Origin of the sequence: Anaerococcus octavius (assembly GCF_900445265.1) — a bacterium.
Classification (GTDB): domain Bacteria; phylum Bacillota; class Clostridia; order Tissierellales; family Peptoniphilaceae; genus Anaerococcus; species Anaerococcus octavius.
Genome location: NZ_UFTA01000002.1, coordinates 575,738 through 595,095, shown reverse-complemented (window position 1 = coordinate 595,095; position 19,358 = coordinate 575,738). Strand labels below are relative to the sequence as shown.

Here is a 19,358-nt window from a genome sequence, read left to right as displayed (position 1 = left end):
TTTATTGATTTATAGGAGGAAATATGAATAAATCAGAATTATTAGTTAGCATTTCAGAAAAAAGCGGACTTAAAAAAAGCGAATCTGAAAAAGCTCTAAACGCAATGATAGAAACAATTACTGAAACATTAGTTGCAGGTGATAAAGTACAATTAGTAGGTTTTGGTACATTTGAAACAAGAGATAGAAAAGCTCGTGAAGGTAGAAACCCAAGAAAACCTGATGAAGTTATCAAAATTCCAGCTTCTAAAGCACCAGTATTCAAAGCTGGTAAAACTCTTAAAGAAGCAGTTAATAAATAATTTATAAAAATAAAACCGGAACTTGAAATAAAGTCCGGTTTTTTATTATTTAATTTCTTTAAATTGAGTTCTTAGATCATCTGTAGTATCAACAGTTATTGTATTAAAATTTTCATAATATACCATGCCAGGCTTAGCGCCTTTAGCTTTATTAACATTTTTCTTTTGTGTATAGTCAATATCAATTTTTTCTTCATCATTAATAGATGAATTAATAGCTGCAAGGTAAGCAGCAATTATTATATCTCCATCATCTATATTATCAGATCTTAAAATAACATGACTTCCGGGTACATCCTTAACGTGAAACCATAAATCATCTCTATTAGCAAGCTTTAAAGTTATATAGTCATTTTGCTTACTGTTTTTACCTACATATATATCTGAATCGTTATCTGTTAAAAAATGATATGGCTTAGACTTTTTATTTTTAACCTTATGTTTTGAATATTTTTTAATAATATTATTTTCTATCATTTCATCGCGAATGTCATTTAGATCATCTATACTCGTTGATCTTTCTATAAAATCAATAAGTTGATTTAGATATTGTAGATAGTCATTTTGTTTTGGCAAATCTTTTTCAGCATAATCTACTGAATTTTTGATTTTTTTTGCTCTATTATAAAAAGTTTCCGCATTTTCCCATGGAGTTTTTAAAGGATCTAAATTTATTTTTATTTGCTTATTATTATCATAAAAGTCTTTTACAATTATATCTTTATCACCCTTTTTAATTCTATGAACATTAGCAGAAAGTAAATCTCCATTTTTTCGCAAAGATTTAATCTTGGATTCATTTAGGATATTATCATTTAATATATTTATTTTTTTCTGAGTTGTTTTTATATGAGAATTAATCTTTTTGATATGATCTTTTTTTATTTGATTTAATCTATCATGCGTTTTATTTACATCAAAAAATTCTTCGATTGCTTGGCTCATTAGTTCATAATGTTTTTTACTATAGTCTAAGTTACTTAGATCTATAGTATGAAATTCTTTGATCTTTTTACCGTCTGTGTAAGAAAAAGCCTCTAAATTATTATTTATTATATCATCACGAAATTGATATAAGATATTATTCATATTATTTTTTTCATGCTCACTTACAAGTCCCCAATTAATTTTTGGATCTATTCCTGCTCTATAAACAATTTCTTTACCAACAATTGGAGAAAATCCTGTGTAGTTTTTATGAAATATTTTGTCTGGCTTAGTATTATCAGCAAGTTTTTGGTCCAATTTTTTTATATCATATGAAAAATCTGGATCAGTTATATCATATTTATTATCTTCTACAAATTCATAAGTTAATCCTGGTAATAGCTGCCTAACAGATGACATATTTTCGCTTACTCTTTTTATAGAATCGATTATCTTATAATTTTCATCTGTTAATATAATATTTGAATACTTACCCATTATTTCAACAATTAATTTCTTACTAGTGTCAAATCCCATTTCATCTATTGAGCTAATTGAAAATATAACAACTCTATCAAGTCCTTTTTGTGTTATATCTACGATTTTTCCTTGATTTATATGTTTTCTTAAAACCATGGTGTAGTTTGGTGGAACTTCAGGATTTTCAAATTTTTTGTTAGTAAGATGTATTCTAGCCTCATTATTGTTTGCGCTTAAGAGCAATTTGTAACTTTTGCCCATTGAATATACATTTAATACAATATCATTTTTAGAAGGTTGGGTGATTTTTTGTATTTTTCCTCCTAAAATTACATTTTTTAATTCATTAACTATTTTTCTAGTTACAATTCCGTCATATGTCATTTTCTCACCTCATTAATTATTATACTTTTTTTCTTACTTGTAATAAGGGGGCTAAAAAGTAAAATATTTATAATAAGGAGGCGTAATGAAGAAAGGTTTTTTATTAGTAATATCTGGTCCATCAGGTGTAGGTAAAGGTACTGTCCTACACGATCTTATGAATACTCAAAAAAACTTAGTTTACTCTGTATCTGCAACCACTCGAGAAAAAAGAGATGGGGAGGTAGAAGGGGTTTCTTATTTTTATAAGAGCCACGAAGAGTTTAAAAATATGATTGATGAAGATCAGTTTTTAGAATATGCCCATGTACATAATAATTATTATGGTACACCAAAGGAATTTGTAGATAAAAAAATAAATGAAGGAAAAATAGTTGTTTTAGAAATAGATGTTCAAGGTGCGGTTAATGTAAAGAAAAATACAGAAAATGCTGTCTTCATATTTTTGGCGCCTCCAAGTTTATCAGAACTTAAAAATCGCATAGTTGGACGTGGTACTGAAACTGAAAATGATATTAATTTAAGAATGAAAAATGCTCGTAAAGAGCTAGAATATATCAAATACTATGATTATTTAGTTATCAATGATCATATTAACTCAGCAATAAATTCTGTAAATGAAATAATCAATGCTGAAAAACATAAAGTATTTAGAGAAGAAGATTTTGACATAAAGGAGATTTTAGATGAATAACCCATCTTTTAAAAAATTAGCAGAAATAAGCCCAAGCAGATACGACATTTGTATGATGGTTTCAAAAAGAGCAAGAAGAATTGTAAGTGGATCAGCCCCTCTTACTGAACAAGTGGAAGCAAAACCAGTTACTCAAGCCCTAAATGAAGTTATAGAGGGTAAAGTTACAAAAAAATGATAGAAAATAAAAATATATTGTTAGGGGTAAGTGGTGGTATAGCATCCTATAAAGTATTAGACCTATGTTCTAGACTAAAAAAAAAGAATGCAAATTTACAGGTTATTATGACTCCTGCAGCTACAGAATTTGTTAGTCCATTATCTTTTGAAACAATGGCAAAGTGTAAAGTTTATATGGATATGTGGGAAGGCCATCATGAAAGTGTTCACCATATTGATTTGCCAAAATGGGCAGATGTTATGCTAATTGCTCCAGCAACAGCTAGTACAATTGGTAAAATGGCTAATGGTATTGCCGACAATTTTTTAGTAGCTTCATATTTAGCTTGTGAAAAGGATGTTATTATAGCACCATCTATGAATACTCAAATGCTTTTAAATACTGCTACTCAAAAAAATATTGAAATACTAAAATCTTATGGGGTAAAAGTGATTGCTCCGGAATCAGGAATCCTTGCTTGTAATACAGTAGGTGATGGAAGACTTGAAGAACCAAAAAATATCGTTGAGTATCTTGAAGAATATTTTACAAATAAAGATTTAAAAGGAAAAAAAGTTATAGTTTCTGCTGGACCAACTATAGAGCCTATAGATTTTGTAAGATATGTAAGCAATCATTCTAGCGGAAAAATGGGATATAATATAGCAAATGAAGCTAAAAAACGTGGAGCAGATGTTGTTTTAGTATCTGGTCCTGTAAAGCCATTTGACATAAAAGGTATAAATCGCATAGAAGTTAAGACTAACGAAGAAATGAAAAATGCAATTGATGAAAACTTCAATAATGCAGATGCTTTAATAATGGCAGCGGCTCCTGTTGACTACAAATCAAGTATAGTTAGCGATCATAAGATAAAAAAATCAGGTCAAAATTTAAAAATGGAGTTTGTAGAAAATACTGACATTCTTAAATATTTTGGAAATAAAAAGACTAAGCAAAAGGTAATAGGATTTGCAGCTGAGACAGATGATCTAATAGAAAATGCATCAGCTAAACTAAAAAAGAAAAATGCAGACTATATTATTGCAAATGATCTTACAAAAGCTGGTGCAGGATTTAATATGGATACTAATATAGCAAGTATAATATCTAAAGATAATATTAAAAATTTAGAAAAAATGTCTAAGACTGAACTTGCAAATCAAATTTTAGACTTAATTAGGTGATAGTATTTACGCAAAAGTAATAATTGATAGTAAAAGTAGATTTTTAAATCGTTCTTTTACATATCATATACCAGAAAAATTTAATAATAAAATTGACATAGCAATGAGAGTTTTAGTTCCCTTTGGAAAGGGAAATAAAACTAGCGTTGCTTTTGTTTATGGAATAATTGATCAATTAGATGCTGATTATGAAATAAAAAACATCCTAGAAATTATTGATAATAGAAGACTAATTTCAGAAGAGTTAATGGATTTAGCTTTTTTTATGAGCAAAACTTATATGTCACCCATTCAAGCCTCTCTCAAACAAGTGATGCCACCAACAGATATAAAAAATATTAAAACATTTTATTATTCTAAAAGCAAAAAAGATTCTAATATTCTCAACTTCTTAGCTAAAAATAGAACCATGGATGAAATAATTAAAAAATTTGGAGATATAAAACAAGACATTTTTTCACTTGTTGATCAAGGTGAAATTGGTATATCATATGATGTAAAAAATACCCAAAATATACGTTATGATGAGTATGCTTATCTAACTGGTAGTGATATTAAAATAAATAAAAATGCAAATAAGCAAAAAGATATAATAGATTATCTTAAAAAAAATGGAAAAACAAAGTTAAGCATTTTACTAAAAGAAACTAATTCTTTAAAATCCAGCTTAAATTCTCTAGTAGAAAAAAATGTTATAGCCATAGAAAAAGTAGAAACAAAAAAAGAAATTACTAAAAGATACGACCAATATAGTAAATTCAAATTAAATAATGAACAAGAACTTGCATTTAATAAAATTAAATCAAATTCAGATGGACATTTCTTACTATTTGGAGTGACCGGCTCTGGAAAAACCGAAATCTTTTTGCAAATGGTAGAAGAGGTAATTAAACAAGGAAAAGAAGCTATTATTCTTGTACCAGAGATTTCCCTTACGCCTCAAACTATTGAAAGATTTAAAGGGCGTTTTGATGAAAAAATTGCTATTATTCACTCTGGACTTACTCCAAGTGAACGATTTGATCAATGGAGAATGATAAATAATGGAGAAGTAAAAATTGCTATTGGAGCAAGATCTGCTATATTTGCTCCATTTAGAAATCTTGGGATAATAATAATTGATGAAGAACATGATAATTCTTATATATCATCCAAAGATCCCAAATATCATACAGATGAGATTGCAAAATTTAGGGCAAATTATAATAAATGTAATTTGATATTAGCATCTGCAACACCATCTATAAAAACTATGAGTAAAACTAAAAATGGAGAATATGATCTAATCCATTTAAAGAATAGAGTAAATAATAATCTACCAGATATTGAAATTATCGATTTAAAAGAAGAACTTAAGAGTTCTAATTACTCTATAATCAGCTATAGGTTACAAGAAGAAATAAAAAATAATTTAAAGAAAAAAGAACAAACCATTTTATTTTTAAATAAAATCGGACATAATTCTTTTACTTTTTGTAGAACTTGTGGTTATGTCATAAAATGTGAAGCTTGTGATGTAGCGATGACCTATCATAAAAATATTAATAAACTAGTATGCCATTATTGTGGCAGAACTAAAAATCAACCTAAGGTTTGTCCAAACTGCCATTCAAAAAAAATCAAGGAATTTGGCGCTGGAACTGAAAAATTGGAAGAAGAGGTAAAAACTTTATTTCCTAATGCCGATATAATGCGTATGGATAGCATGAAAGCTAGTAACAAATCTACATATCAAAAAATGTATGATGGTATGAAAAATAACAAAATAGACATACTTTTAGGAACACAGATGATTGCTAAAGGCTTGGATTTTAAAAATGTTACATTAGTTGGAATAATCTCAGCAGATCTAAGTTTGAATGTTGGGGATTTTAGGTCTCAAGAAAATACTTTTGAATTGCTTACTCAAGTAGCAGGTAGGAGTGGGCGCGGCAATAAAAAGGGAAAAGTAATTATCCAAACTTACAAACCAGAAAATTTTGTAATCCAAGCTGTAAAAAATGGAGACTACATTAATTACTATAAAAACGAACTTATAGAAAGAAATGCTTTTTCATATCCTCCATTTAAAAATATTTTAACTATAAAAGTAATTGATAGTAATAGGATAAGTACAATTGATATATCTCGCGAATTTACTAAAAAACTTAGAGATAGATTAAAGTCTTTTGAAAATGTAGAGATACTAGGACCGAATCCTTGTAAAATATCAAGAATAAATAATAAACATAGGTATAATATTATTGTAAAAGCATCAGATGACGACTTAGATCTAGTAAGGAATACAGTTAATAAACTTAGAAATGAATTTATAAATAAATATAATAATACTAGCTTTATTCCAGCCCTAAATCCAACTAATATAAATTAAGGAGAAAAAATGTTTGACTTTTTTAAAAAAAAGAAAAATGATGAACAAGTAGATAAAGAATTAGAAGATGATTACCTAGATAGTGATTTTGATGATGAATATTATGAAGATGAAAAAATAGTTTTTGAAACTTCTAGTCAGCAATCTTCTAATATTACTATAGAAAAAGACGATCAAGATGATGTAAGTTTTGGGGATAGACCTGTATCTGATGAACCTATATATTTTGAAAATTTAGATAATGATTCTGATAATAATCTAGAATATGAATCTGATAACTTCTCAGAATATGATAAAACTCCAAGCCTAAATTATACTGAAACTACTAATGGAGAAAATGACGAAGTAGAAGATGAGAAAATAGGATTTTTTGAGAGGTTAAAAGAAGGATTAGTTAAAACACGTGATCAATTTTCATCTGAAATCAAAAATTTATTTACTGCTAATGTAAAAATTGATGATGATATGTATGAGGAACTTGAAGAAATATTAATATCAGCTGATATTGGTATGGATTCTACATTAGACATAGTAGATAGTTTACGTGATGAGATTAAAAGACAAAGTATAAAAGACTCAAATCAAATATATCCTGTGTTAAAAGATATAATGATTGAAAAACTAGACGAAAATAATTTAGATAATAATCTAAATATTATTCAAAACGAACTAGCTATCATATTAGTAATTGGTGTAAATGGAGTTGGGAAGACAACAACTATTGGCAAACTTGCTCATAATTTACAAAAAGAAGGCAAATCAGTAATGCTTGCTGCCGCAGATACATTTAGAGCTGCCGCTATAGAACAACTTGGTGAATGGGCAGAAAAATCTAATGTAGAAATGATTGCTCACAGTGAAGGAGCAGATCCATCAGCTGTTATATTTGATGCTATTAAATCAGCTAAAAGTAAAAATGTAGATGTTTTAATTTGTGATACTGCAGGTCGTCTACATAACAAAAAAAATTTAATGAAAGAATTAGAAAAAATTAATAAAACCATAGATACTCATGCGGGAAGTGCTACTCGTGAGAATATATTAGTTCTAGATGCTACAACAGGTCAAAACGCTGTAAACCAACTAAGGGAATTTAAAAATGTTACTGATATATCTGGTCTTATACTAACTAAATTAGATGGAACAGCTAAGGGCGGGATTATTTTCCCACTTCAAGTGGAGTTAGATGTACCAGTAAAATATATTGGACTTGGAGAAGGTATTGACAATCTAGAAAAATTTGATTCAGAATCATTTGTAGAAGCTATGTTTTAGTATTGATATTTTATATAGTCTATAGTAAAATATTACAGTACTACAAAAATATACACACACTCGGATGAGTATCTCGTTGCCAATTGTGGTTAGATATTCAAAAGAAGAGGGTGGAAGAAGAAAACGGAGGAATATATATGGCAGTAGTTTCAATGAAAAAATTACTAGAAGCTGGTGTACACTTTGGTCACCAAACAAGAAGATGGAATCCAAAAATGGATAAATACATCTTTACAGAAAGAAATGGCATCTATATTATAGATTTACAAAAAACAGCAACACAAATCGAAGATGCTTACACAACTATTAGAGATATTGTAGCTGATGGCGGAGAAGTTTTATTTGTAGGAACTAAAAAACAAGCTCAAGATGCTATCGAACAAGAAGCTAAAAGATCTGGACAATACTACGTAGCTAACAGATGGTTAGGTGGTATGTTAACAAATTTTGACACAATTAGAAAAAGCATTGACAAACTAAAAAGATATGAACAAATGGAAGAAGATGGAACATTTGATCTTCTACCTAAAAAAGAAGTACTACAATACCAAAAAGAAATGGATAGACTTGAAAAAAATCTTGGTGGTATTAAAGATATGGAGAAACTTCCAGATGTACTATTTGTTGTAGATCCAGGTGAAGAATCAATTGCAGTTCACGAAGCTCGTATACTAGGTATCCCAGTTGTAGCAATAGTAGATACTAACTGTGATCCAGATGATGTTGACTTAGCAATTCCTGGAAATGACGATGCAATCCGTGCAGTAAAACTTATAACATCTATTATTGCAGATGCTGTAGTTGAAGCAAATCAAGGAAGCGAATTTGATCCATCTGAAGAAGATTTCATCCAAGAAGAAGATAATAACGATGAAACTTCAGAAGAAAAAGAAGAGCAAGAAGAAGCTCCTCTATCAAATGAAGATTTAGAAAATGCAGCAGAAGAAATAGAAACAGCTGCATATGATAAAACAGAAGAAAATTAAGGAGAAAACAATGGCAGTAAGTGCAAAGTTAGTAAAAGAATTAAGAGAAATGACAGCCGCTGGAATGATGGACTGCAAAAAAGCCTTAGAAGAAACTAATGGCAATATCGATGCAGCTGTAAAACTTTTAAAAGAAAAAGGACAAGCTACATTAGATAAAAAAGCAGGACGTGTTGCAGCAGAAGGTGTTATTGGTTCATATATTCACAATGATAAAATTGGTGTTATAGTAGAAATCAATACCGAAACAGATTTTTCTGCAAATACTGATACTGTAAAAGATTTTGCTAGAGATATTGCAATGCACATTGCTGCAGCAAATCCTTTATACATTTCTGAAGAGGATGCTGATGAAAAGGATGTTGCTGAACAAAGAGAAATATTAGTTAATCAAGCAATCAACGAAGCTTCTGATAATATGCCTGAAGATAAGAAAAAAATGATCGCTGAGAAAAAAGTCGAAGGAAGACTTAAAAAATACTTCTCAGAAGTATGTCTATTAGATCAAGCTTACATCAAAAATCCTGATCAAACTATTGAACAATATCTAAGAGATACAGCTAGCAAAGTTGGAGAAAATATCAAAATTAGACGATTTGCTAGATTTGAAGTTGGTGAAGGACTAGAGAAAAAAGAAGAAGATTTCGCAGCAGAAGTAGCATCACAAATGAATGCATAAGCTTAAAATATTTTTATCACCTATATGTACATATAGGTGATTTTTTTAATAAGATATTTTAAATAATAAAAGATCTAATATTTTAATTTTAGATATTGAAGCATCAAAAGCAGATATTAAAGCTCAAAAAATAATTCAAACCGTAGTTAAAGTGTAATCTATCGATAAAAAATTATGCTATATGAATTATTGCCTATAGTCTTCAACTATTAAAAATGTAGTTAAAATTACTACTTTAAGAAAATATATGATAAACAAATAAAATAGTAACGAAATCATTAATTAAATAATTTTTTTATTTTAAGAATTATATTTTGCTTATTCGTATAATTATCAATTTATGGTATAATTATAAAGGAAAGTAATTTCCGAGAATTTAATAGGAGGTGATATTAAATGGATAATCCAGTTTTTATAATCATTACTGTCGCCTTCGTATTGTTAGCTTTTATTTTAGGCTTCGTTTATCAAAAAAAATCTAGTGAAAAAAAGATAGGTGACGCTGATGAACTCAGTCGCCAAATCATCGAAGATGCTAATAAGCAAGCAGAAACCTTACGCCGTGAGACTCTTGTGGAAGCAAAAGATGAGATATCTAAATTACAAAAAGAAAATGATAAGAAGTTCAGTAAAAGAAGCGAAGAACTCGATAAAAAAGAATCTCGCTTATTTAAAAAAGAAGAAAGTCTTGACAATAGAGCTTTATTGATTGACAAAAAAGCTGATCAAATCTCTAGTGATCAGAAGAGGTTACAACAAAAAGAAGACAGCATTGATAAACTGATTGAAAAACAACAGTTAAAATTGCAAGCTATTGCCGGCCTAACAAATAGTGAAGCTAAAGAAATAATTCTCAATGACGTTAAAAAAGAAACCATCCATGAAACTGCAAAACTTATAAAAGAGTCTGAAGAAAAAGTAAAAGCTGAAAGCAAAAAAATTGCTACAGAAGTTCTTGCCACTACTATTCAACGATATGCAGCAGATCAAGTAGCAGAAAATACTGTATCAGTGGTTACATTACCAAATGATGAAATGAAAGGGCGTATTATCGGCCGTGAAGGTAGAAATATTAGAGCTTTCGAACAATTTTCAGGAGTAGATTTAATAATAGATGATACTCCAGAAGCGGTAGTAGTATCTTCCTTCGAACCAGTCAGACGTGAAGTAGCGAAAGTAGCTTTAGAAAGACTTATCCAAGATGGTCGTATAAATCCATCTAGAATCGAAGAAATGCTACAAAAAGCTGAAGATGAAGTAGAGCAAAGAATCATGGAAGATGGTGAACAAGCAGTTGAAGCTGCCGGAGTTAGAAATCTACATCCACAATTAGTAAGACTTGTTGGTAAAATGAAATTCAGAACAAGCTATGGTCAAAATATTATGAAACATTCAGTAGAAGTAGCTCAACTAGCGGGCATGTTAGCTGAAGAAATTGGTGCAGATGCCCAAGTTGCCCGACGAGGCGGATTACTTCATGATGTAGGTAAAGCAATAGACCAAGAAATGGAAGGAACTCACGTAGAGCTAGGCATAGAAGTAGCCACACGCTATGGAGAGAACAAATACGTTATAAATGCAATACAATCTCACCATGGTGAAGTAGAACCAAATTGTGTGGAATCTATTTTAGTTCAAACAGCTGATGCAATATCAGCAGCAAGACCAGGTGCCCGTCGCGAAAGTCTAGAAAACTATATAAAAAGATTAGAGAATCTAGAATCTATAGCAAATTCTTTTGACGGAATAGAAAAGTCATTTGCTCTACAAGCTGGTAGAGAATTAAGAATAATGGTTAAACCAGAAAAAATAACAGATGATGAAATGATTGTAATTGCTAGAGAAATTGCAAAACGTATAGAAGAAGAGTTAGAGTATCCTGGAGAAATAAAGGTAAACGTCTTAAGAGAATCAAACGCAATAGAATATGCAAGATAATTTATTAGAAATAGTAATGAAATCAAACTAAACTGCCAACAACGACTTTTGGCAGTTTTTTTAATTTATAGATTTTTTATAAAGCTAGTCTAATTTTTATTATATATTTTTAAAATATCCAAATAAAAAAGAGATAACATATATTTATATAAATTTATTTAATTATTTAAAATAAACCCAAAAGGAAAGAGATTCACAGATATAAATTATTGCACAAAATAATAATTTTGTGCAATAATTGCATAAAATTTTGATAGAGGTAAAATTTAATCATAAGTTTTTAGAAAACATCATTTTTATTATAAAGAAAGGAATTTTATATTATGATTGAACAAAAACCCATAATACTTACCGATTATTTAAGTTATTTAAAATCAATACGAGGACTTTCTCCAAAGACCATAAAAGAATATTCTTATGATCTACTAGTATTTTTTGAATATCAAATTATAAGAAAAACATATTTCGGAGATATAAATCTTTATGAAAAAGAATTTAAATCTAATGAAATCAATAAAATTATAAACGCAAAATTCTTACAAGAACTGAAAATAACTGACTTTTATGCTTATTTATCCTACCTCGATAACGAAAAAAATGATAATTCTACCACAAGATCTAGGAAAATATCAGCTATCAAGTCTTTTTACAATTATTTATACCAAGAAATTGAAGTTATTGATAAAAATATAACAGTGAAACTAAAAAATCCAAAAATTAGCAAAAGACAGCCAGTCTACCTCACTTTAGATGAAACCGAGAAACTATTAGATGCTATAAATACAGAAAAAAATGATTTTCTAAGGGCTCGTGATATGGCAATAGTTTTTACTTTTTTAACTACAGGTATGCGTTTATCAGAACTTGTTAGTATAAATGTTTCAGATATCGAAAATGATCATTTTACAATAATTGGTAAAGGAAATAAGGAACGAACCATCTACTTAACCGAAAATGCATTAAAACTTATTCACCATTATCTTAGAATAAGAAAAGATTACTTAGAAGATTTGTATGTAGATGCCTTATTCGTATCTACAAGAAAAAAAAGAATCTCTAATAGAACAGTTCAATCTACAATTGAAAAGTATTTAAAAAAAGCAGGCTTTGATACATCAATCTACTCTACTCATAAACTCCGTCATACTGCAGCTACCTTAATGTATAAATATGGTAATGTAGATATTAGAGCATTAAAAGATATATTAGGTCATACCAATATTTCCACCACTCAAATATACACTCATCTTGAAGATGAGGATTTAAAAAATGCAATCAATAAAAACCCACTTTCTGATTTAGAAATATAAAAAACTAGGCTACCTATATGTATCCTAGTTTTTTAAAATTGCTTAAAACGCATTTTAGAGCGTGCTTTCCGTGGTAATAATTCAATCCACCTTGTAAATATGCTACATACGGTTCACGTAGTGGTCCATCGGCTGATAATTCTGAAGTAGCACCTTCAACAAATCCTCCAGATGCCATTATGACTGGATCTTCATAACCTGGCATAGGAAATGGTTCTGGAACTAAATTTGAATCAACTGTTGCTGCTTCTTGAATAGCTTTACAAAAAGTAATTACCTTATCTGGATCCTTAAATATAATTGATTGGACTATATCACTACGTGGATCGTCAACTTTTGGTATTACATCATATCCGAGCTTATCAAAGACTTTACCAAATAATAATCCTACTTTTATAGCTTCTTTTATAATATGAGGAGCAAAGTATAAACCTTGCAGCACGTGTCTTGTTGTACCAAAACTTAAACCTTCATCCTTACCAATACCTGGAGCAGTCAAGGTATTAGCGCAATATTCTATTAAGTCAGCCTTACCGCAAATATAACCGCCAGTTATAGCGATACCTCCACCTAAATTTTTAATAAGTGATCCAGCTACTATATCAGCACCTACTTCTATAGGTTCTTTATCTTCTGTAAATTCTCCGTAGCAATTATCTACAAAAACAATTGTATTTGGATTTGTTTTTTTTATTTCGTAAACAGCTCTTTTTATTTCATCAATAGTAAAAGCACGTCTTAAAGTATAACCAGTTGATCTTTGTATTAAAGCGAGCTTTGTATCTTTATCAATGATTTTAGCTATATTTTTATAATCTATTTTATTATCGTTATCTAATGAAAGTTTGTCGTACACAACTCCTTTTGATAGTAAGTTACCTTTTTTATTGCCAACAATACCAATAACTTGTTGCATAGTATCATATGGATCATCTGTAACTGCAACCATCTTGTCACCATGATTTAGTAAGGAAAATAAAACTAAGGATAAAGCATGAGTACCAGCTACAATACTCGGTCTTACAAGAGCATCTTCAGATTTAAATACATCTGCAAATATTTTTTCAACTTTTTCTCTACCGGTATCTGCATAACCATAACCAGTCGCAGAAATAAAATCTTGTGTATTTAAATTATTTTTATTAAAAGCTTTTAATACCTTTAACTGATTAAATTCTGATATTTCTTCTAATTTATCAAAATCATTTCCTAAATTATTTTCAGCATTTTTAATAAGATCATCAAATGCTGGATCAATATTATAGTGATTATATATATCGTTAAAATTCATATGTATCCTTTATTGTGCTAATAATTATATCTGTTGCATCGTTTGTGTCTAAATTATCCATAATAATTTCATGAGCAAAATTGTATTTTAAGTAACGTTTCATCCATGTAATTTGACGTTTTGCATAATGTCTAGTATTTTTTTGAATAAGATCAATCAATTCATCTATATCAATTTCTTCGTTTATAAACGGAAAAATTTCTTTATAACCAATAGCTGCCATTGATTGAGAAGCTTGATTTAAATCATATTCCTTTACTACTTCTGCAAACTCTTCAATCAATCCATTATCTATCATTTTTATAACACGATTGTTAATTTTTTGATAAACTTCCGATCTATCTTTATAATTTAAAAAAAATAGAATTGGATTTATATCTTTATTTAATCTTTTTTCACCAGTTCTTACTTCAGATGGAGCTTTACCAGTAGAATTGTATATTTCAAGAGATCTTATTATTCTATTTGTTTCATTTGGATGATATTTTTTTGCCGTTAGAGGATCAATCTCTAATAATTTTTCATATAAATAATTATTTTCTTTTTTACCGTTTAAATTCTGTAATCTTTCTCTAAATTCAGGATTCTGCTTGACTTTTCCATAATTCATATCAAATATAAGGGAATCTATATAAAAACCTGTTCCACCCGCTACTATTGCAACTTTACCTTTTTCATTTATTTTTCTTATAATATTTGTAGCTTTATTTGAAAAATCCTCAACACTAAAATTTTCGTTAGGATCTATAATATCGATTAAATGATGAGTTATAGAATGATCATTTTTTATCTTATTAGTACCGATATCCATTTGTCTATAAACCTGCTGGCTATCTGCAGAGATTATCTCTCCATCAAAAGCTTTTGCAACATTAATTGCAATATCGCTTTTACCACTTGCAGTAGGTCCGGTAATAATTATAACATTATCTGTCAAAATATTTCTCCAAAGTATCTTCTTCTATTTCTAAAATAACTGTTTTTCCATCATAACTTTTAAAAGGATTATCTAATTTAAATAAATCATCTATTAATTTTTCGGCAGTTTCTTTATTTAATCTATCACCTTTTCTAAAGGAATTCTGTTTTATTAGTTTATAGATATCTTTATAAAAAAACTCACTTTTACTACTTATATTCATGTCAATCAATTCTTTTATAAGATTTTCGCTTACTGTTTGTTCAAAAATCTGAGGAACAGCTCTAACAATTAACTGATTTTCTCCAAATACTTCTATATCAAAACCAAGACTTAATATAAATTCCATTTTATTATTATATAAGCTTTTTTCTTCTGATCTTAATTTTATAATTAGTGGTTGTAGCAGTATCTGAGAATCAGGTTTGGAATTTTCTACTTCCGATATATATTTACTAAATTTAAGAGCTTGGTCAGCTCTACGATTGTCCATAATATATATTTTATTTTCATTAGTTTTAAATATTGTATATCTATCAAAAATATTTGTTAGATACAAAAATGAATTACTTTTAATAAATGTATTTTCAAAAGCTTTGTATTCAGTGGTATTTTTTTTATTATTTATATTTTCTTTGTCTTTGTTATTTGTTGATTTATTTACATTTATATTAGTTTTCTCATTAAAAAAATTATTATCCTCGTAGCTAGATTTTTCTTCTCTAACTATACTAAATCCACTATAATTATCTAAAAGATTTTGATAGTTTGATAAGTCTGGAATCTTATCTTTATTTTTTTCTTTAAGATTTATTTTATTTGGCTCTAAGTTTTTATTTAAAACTTTATAAATGGCGTTGTCAATTAAATCTAAGAGCTCATCTTCATAAGAAAATTTTATTGTTTTTTTATTGGGATGAACATTTACATCAATGTTTTTAGGATTTGTATTTATAAAAATAAAAAAGGCAGGAAATCTTCCTTGTGGAATAAATGATCTATATTGTTTTTCTATAGTTTTTGTAATAATACTACTATCTATAAGTCTGTTATTTACATAAATATATTGTAATAATCTACTAGCTCTATAATAATTAGATTTGCAAACATATCCTTCTATTTGATATAAATTATTTTTATCATTTATTTCTATAAGATTATCCTTTAGATTATCATCTAAAAGATTTGCTATTTTTATATCTAGGGGATCTTGGGATATAGTTTTAAACTCTACTCTACCATCTTTAATATATTTTATTGATGTATTATTGTAAGCAATTGCTAAGGAGTACATCAATTTAGATACGGCATTAGATTCAGCTATATCAGATTTAAGAAATTTTTTTCTCACAGGTACATTATTAAATAAATCCATAACTTCGATACTTGTTCCATTATTTGTAGCAATTGATGATTCAGTTGGATTTGTATTTTTTATTTCTAATTTTTTACCAATTTCATCATCTTCACTTTTAGAAATTGCTAATACATGGCTTACTGATGCTATGCTTGATAGTGCTTCACCTCTAAAACCTAATGAGTATATATCATATAGGTCCGAAAAATTTTTGATTTTAGATGTAGTATGTTTTTGAAAAGCTAATGACATTTGATCATTTGCTATGCCCACTCCGTCATCTGTAACTCTAATATAAGATTTGCCGCCTTTTTTTATTTCTACTACTATATTTTTAGCTCCGGCATCTATAGAATTTTCTACTAATTCTTTAACAACAGAAACCGGAGATTCAATTACTTCGCCTGCTGCAATTTGTTCAATTGTCCTGTTATCTAGCTTCATTATTGGCATTATAATTGATTTATCCTTTCAACTAAATCATTTAGTTTATTAATTGCTTCTATAGGAGTAAGTTCATTTATATTGACATTTGATGATATATCTTTAATCTCATTTATTTTATAATCACTTATCTCACTCATTGTGTTCTTTATGTTGTTTGATTTATCCAAGTTTATTAATTTATCTTCATCTATTTTTTTCATAAATTTCTGAGCGTTTTTGATAAGCTCATCAGGCAATCCGCTTAGTTTAGCAACTTCTATCCCATAACTGCGATCTGATTTTCCTTCTTTTATTTTCCTTAAAAATACAAGGTTATTATCTTCTTTTAAAATTTCAATTTTTAGATTTTTTACATTATCTAGTTCGTTCTCTAAAATTGTCAGCTCATGGAAATGAGTTGCAAATACCGTCTTAAATCTAGTTTTTTTAGATATATATTCTACTAAAGACATAGCTATACTCAGACCATCATCTGATGATGTACCTCTACCTACTTCATCTAAAATAACGAATGAATGTGACGTAGCATTTTTTAATATATTTGATACTTCATTCATCTCTAGCATAAAGGTAGATTCACCTTTTGAAATATTATCACTGGCTCCTATACGAGTAAATACTTTATCACATACTCCTATTTCAGCAAAAGAAGCAGGTACAAATGAACCCATTTGTGCTAATATTATTATAATTGCCATCTGCCTCATATAAGTAGACTTACCAGCCATATTTGGACCAGTAATTATTTGTATCAAATTATCTGCTTGACCGATTTTTGTATCATTAGCAATAAATTCATTCTCTTTAAGATTATCTTCAATAACTGGATGCCTGCCATCTCTAATTGTTATTTCATTTTTATTAGTAAGTCTGGGTCTTACATAATTATTTAAGACAGCTACCCTAGCAAGGGTATTAAGACCATCGATATTTGCAATCATTTTTGCAAGAGATTGTAGCATTAGTGTTTGATCTAATATTTCATCACGAATTTGATTAAAAATTTGATATTCTAAATCGTTAACTTTATCTTTGCCACCAAGTATTAGATTTGACAGATTTTCTAATGTTTCTGTGGTATATCTTTCTTGATTTTTTAAAGTTTGTTTTCGTATATAATTATCAGGAACTTTATCTAAATTACTTTTGGTTATTTCTATAGAATAACCATTATTCTTATTAAATACTATCTTATAATTTTTTATCCCTGTTTTATCTCGCTGTTCAGATTCATACTGTGTAAGTTTATTTAATGCACCTTCTGATTCATTTTTTAAAATATCTAGGTCTTCACTAAAAGATTCTTTTATTATTCCACCTTCAGTAATAGAAATAGGTGGATCATCAACTATAGAATTTCTTAATATTTCATAGAGATTTTCTACATTAGGTATATTTAGACCAAGATTCGCAATATTTTCATCTTCACTTTTTTCTAAATACTTTTTTAGTTTAGGAATATTTTTAAGAGAATTTTTTAATGATATTAGATCTCTAGCATTTGCTCTTTTATAAGAAATTTTAGCTACCAATCTCTCTAAGTCATAAATATCATTTAAATAATTAGAAATATTTTGCGAGTCAATTGGACTGTTATAAAAATATTCTACAATATCTAGTCTTCGATTTATTCTTTCAATATCAACTAGGGGTCTTTCTAACCATTCGTTTATAATTCTAGACCCCATTACTGTATCTGCTCTATCTAAAATTTTTAAAACAGTATCATCTTTGGAGTTATTATTTAAATTTCTATGAAGCTCTAAGTTAGTTCTTGTATTTGCTTCAAGTTCTAAGTAATTTGAAATTTCTAAAACTTCTATGTTATTGATGTGCCTTAGCTTATCATCATAAAACTTATAAATATAGTTTAATAAATTAGCTAAAGATACTATCGATAATCTTTTATTCTCAATTTTTTTAATATTTTCTTCACCTAGATAGTTTACAATGGTTTCTGATCTTTGTTCGTATTTTAAATCATCTTCAATATAATTTTTGAAAATATTTGTATTTTGATTTAAATACTTAGATAAATCTTTAAGACTATAATTTTCATTTATTATAATTTCAGAAGGATTTATTTTTTCTATTTGATCTATTGATTGTTTTGCTATAAAATCATCAGAACCTTTTAACTCTATAGTAAATAAAGCTCCTGTAGATATATCACAATATGATAGAGATAGACCAAATTTATTTTGAAAGATAGATAGCAAATAATTATTTTCACGATTATCTAAAGATTCCATATCTGTAATAGTTCCGGGGGTTATAACACGAGTTATAGCTCTTTTTACTAAACCTTTTGCTTGTTTAGGATCCTCTATTTGGTCACAGAGAGCTACTTTGTATCCTTTTTTTACAAGCTTACTAACATAGTTATCTATAACATGATGTGGTACTCCACACATTGGAGCCTTTTTTTCGTGTCCACATTCTTTTCCTGTTAATGTAAGAGCAAGAGCCTTGCTTGTTATAATTGCATCATCAAAAAAAGTTTCATAAAAATCTCCTACCCTATAAAGTAAGAGAGCATCTTTAAAATTTTGTTTAACATCTACATAGTGTTTTAACATAGGTGTTAGTTTTTCGTAAGTAAAATTATCTTTCATAGTCTATTCCTCTTCTAGCATACATTATACCATAAA

General features: G+C 28.4%; 15 protein-coding genes. 10 read left to right on the top strand and 5 right to left on the bottom strand.

The genetic code is table 11. The annotated features are described in order from the left end of the window. Positions 1 to 23 precede the first annotated feature (23 nt). Positions 24 to 302, top strand: a complete 279-nt coding sequence (locus DY249_RS03080) for an HU family DNA-binding protein (RefSeq protein ID WP_101540075.1) — start codon at positions 24 to 26, stop codon at positions 300 to 302. 45 nt (positions 303 to 347) lie between these two features. On the opposite strand, the gene DY249_RS03075 is transcribed toward DY249_RS03080, so the two are convergent. Continuing rightward, positions 348 to 2,093 carry an Rqc2 family fibronectin-binding protein gene (locus tag DY249_RS03075; RefSeq protein WP_115595142.1) on the bottom strand — a complete coding sequence of 582 codons (1,746 nt, stop codon included), beginning with the start codon at positions 2,091 to 2,093 and terminating at the stop codon, positions 348 to 350. Between the two features lie 85 nt (positions 2,094 to 2,178). On the opposite strand from DY249_RS03075, the gene gmk reads away from it, so the two are divergent. The 9 genes from gmk to DY249_RS03030 all read left to right on the top strand — a co-directional run bounded on the left by gmk (position 2,179) and on the right by DY249_RS03030 (position 12,693). Then, positions 2,179 to 2,787 (top strand): guanylate kinase, encoded by a 609-nt coding sequence (gmk, locus tag DY249_RS03070; protein ID WP_115595141.1) that lies wholly within the window; start codon positions 2,179 to 2,181, stop codon positions 2,785 to 2,787. Next, positions 2,780 to 2,965, top strand: coding sequence for a DNA-directed RNA polymerase subunit omega (gene rpoZ, locus DY249_RS03065; RefSeq protein ID WP_101540072.1), 186 nt, complete (start codon positions 2,780 to 2,782; stop codon positions 2,963 to 2,965). Before gmk ends, rpoZ begins: the two co-directional genes overlap by 8 nt. After that, positions 2,962 to 4,134 (top strand): bifunctional phosphopantothenoylcysteine decarboxylase/phosphopantothenate--cysteine ligase CoaBC, encoded by a 1,173-nt coding sequence (gene coaBC / locus DY249_RS03060; protein ID WP_115595140.1) that lies wholly within the window; start codon positions 2,962 to 2,964, stop codon positions 4,132 to 4,134. Before rpoZ ends, coaBC begins: the two co-directional genes overlap by 4 nt. A gap of 4 nt (positions 4,135 to 4,138) precedes the next feature. Beyond that, on the top strand, positions 4,139 to 6,505 hold the full coding sequence (gene priA / locus DY249_RS03055) for a primosomal protein N' (protein WP_115595139.1): 2,367 nt from the start codon (positions 4,139 to 4,141) through the stop codon (positions 6,503 to 6,505). A 9-nt stretch (positions 6,506 to 6,514) separates the two neighbouring features. Further along, positions 6,515 to 7,780, top strand: coding sequence for a signal recognition particle-docking protein FtsY (gene ftsY / locus DY249_RS03050; RefSeq protein WP_115595138.1), 1,266 nt, complete (start codon positions 6,515 to 6,517; stop codon positions 7,778 to 7,780). Between the two features lie 137 nt (positions 7,781 to 7,917). After that, on the top strand, positions 7,918 to 8,766 hold the full coding sequence (gene rpsB, locus DY249_RS03045; protein ID WP_101540068.1) for a 30S ribosomal protein S2: 849 nt from the start codon (positions 7,918 to 7,920) through the stop codon (positions 8,764 to 8,766). A 10-nt stretch (positions 8,767 to 8,776) separates the two neighbouring features. Further along, a complete protein-coding gene (gene tsf, locus DY249_RS03040) occupies positions 8,777 to 9,445 on the top strand; it encodes a translation elongation factor Ts (protein WP_245943495.1) in 669 nt (222 codons plus the stop codon). A 396-nt stretch (positions 9,446 to 9,841) separates the two neighbouring features. Then, positions 9,842 to 11,383, top strand: a complete 1,542-nt coding sequence (gene rny, locus DY249_RS03035; protein ID WP_115595137.1) for a ribonuclease Y — start codon at positions 9,842 to 9,844, stop codon at positions 11,381 to 11,383. A 323-nt stretch (positions 11,384 to 11,706) separates the two neighbouring features. Beyond that, positions 11,707 to 12,693: a tyrosine recombinase XerC gene (locus tag DY249_RS03030; protein WP_115595136.1), complete on the top strand. Its 987-nt coding sequence runs from the start codon at positions 11,707 to 11,709 to the stop codon at positions 12,691 to 12,693. A 13-nt stretch (positions 12,694 to 12,706) separates the two neighbouring features. Here the strand turns inward: DY249_RS03030 and DY249_RS03025 are convergent, their stop codons facing one another. The 4 genes from DY249_RS03025 to mutS are packed head-to-tail and all read right to left on the bottom strand — an operon-like array spanning position 12,707 to position 19,322. Further along, positions 12,707 to 13,984 carry a methionine gamma-lyase family protein gene (locus DY249_RS03025; protein WP_115595135.1) on the bottom strand — a complete coding sequence of 426 codons (1,278 nt, stop codon included), beginning with the start codon at positions 13,982 to 13,984 and terminating at the stop codon, positions 12,707 to 12,709. Beyond that, the gene (miaA, locus tag DY249_RS03020; RefSeq protein WP_115595134.1) at positions 13,974 to 14,921 is read right to left on the bottom strand and encodes a tRNA (adenosine(37)-N6)-dimethylallyltransferase MiaA; all 948 of its coding nucleotides are present in this window, start codon (positions 14,919 to 14,921) and stop codon (positions 13,974 to 13,976) included. Before miaA ends, DY249_RS03025 begins: the two co-directional genes overlap by 11 nt. Further along, complete coding sequence (gene mutL / locus DY249_RS03015) at positions 14,911 to 16,713, bottom strand: DNA mismatch repair endonuclease MutL (protein WP_172540049.1); 1,803 nt, start codon at positions 16,711 to 16,713, stop codon at positions 14,911 to 14,913. The genes miaA and mutL overlap by 11 nt, the downstream gene beginning before the upstream one ends. Next, on the bottom strand, positions 16,713 to 19,322 hold the full coding sequence (gene mutS, locus DY249_RS03010; protein ID WP_115595132.1) for a DNA mismatch repair protein MutS: 2,610 nt from the start codon (positions 19,320 to 19,322) through the stop codon (positions 16,713 to 16,715). Before mutS ends, mutL begins: the two co-directional genes overlap by 1 nt. Positions 19,323 to 19,358: the final 36 nt, after the last annotated feature.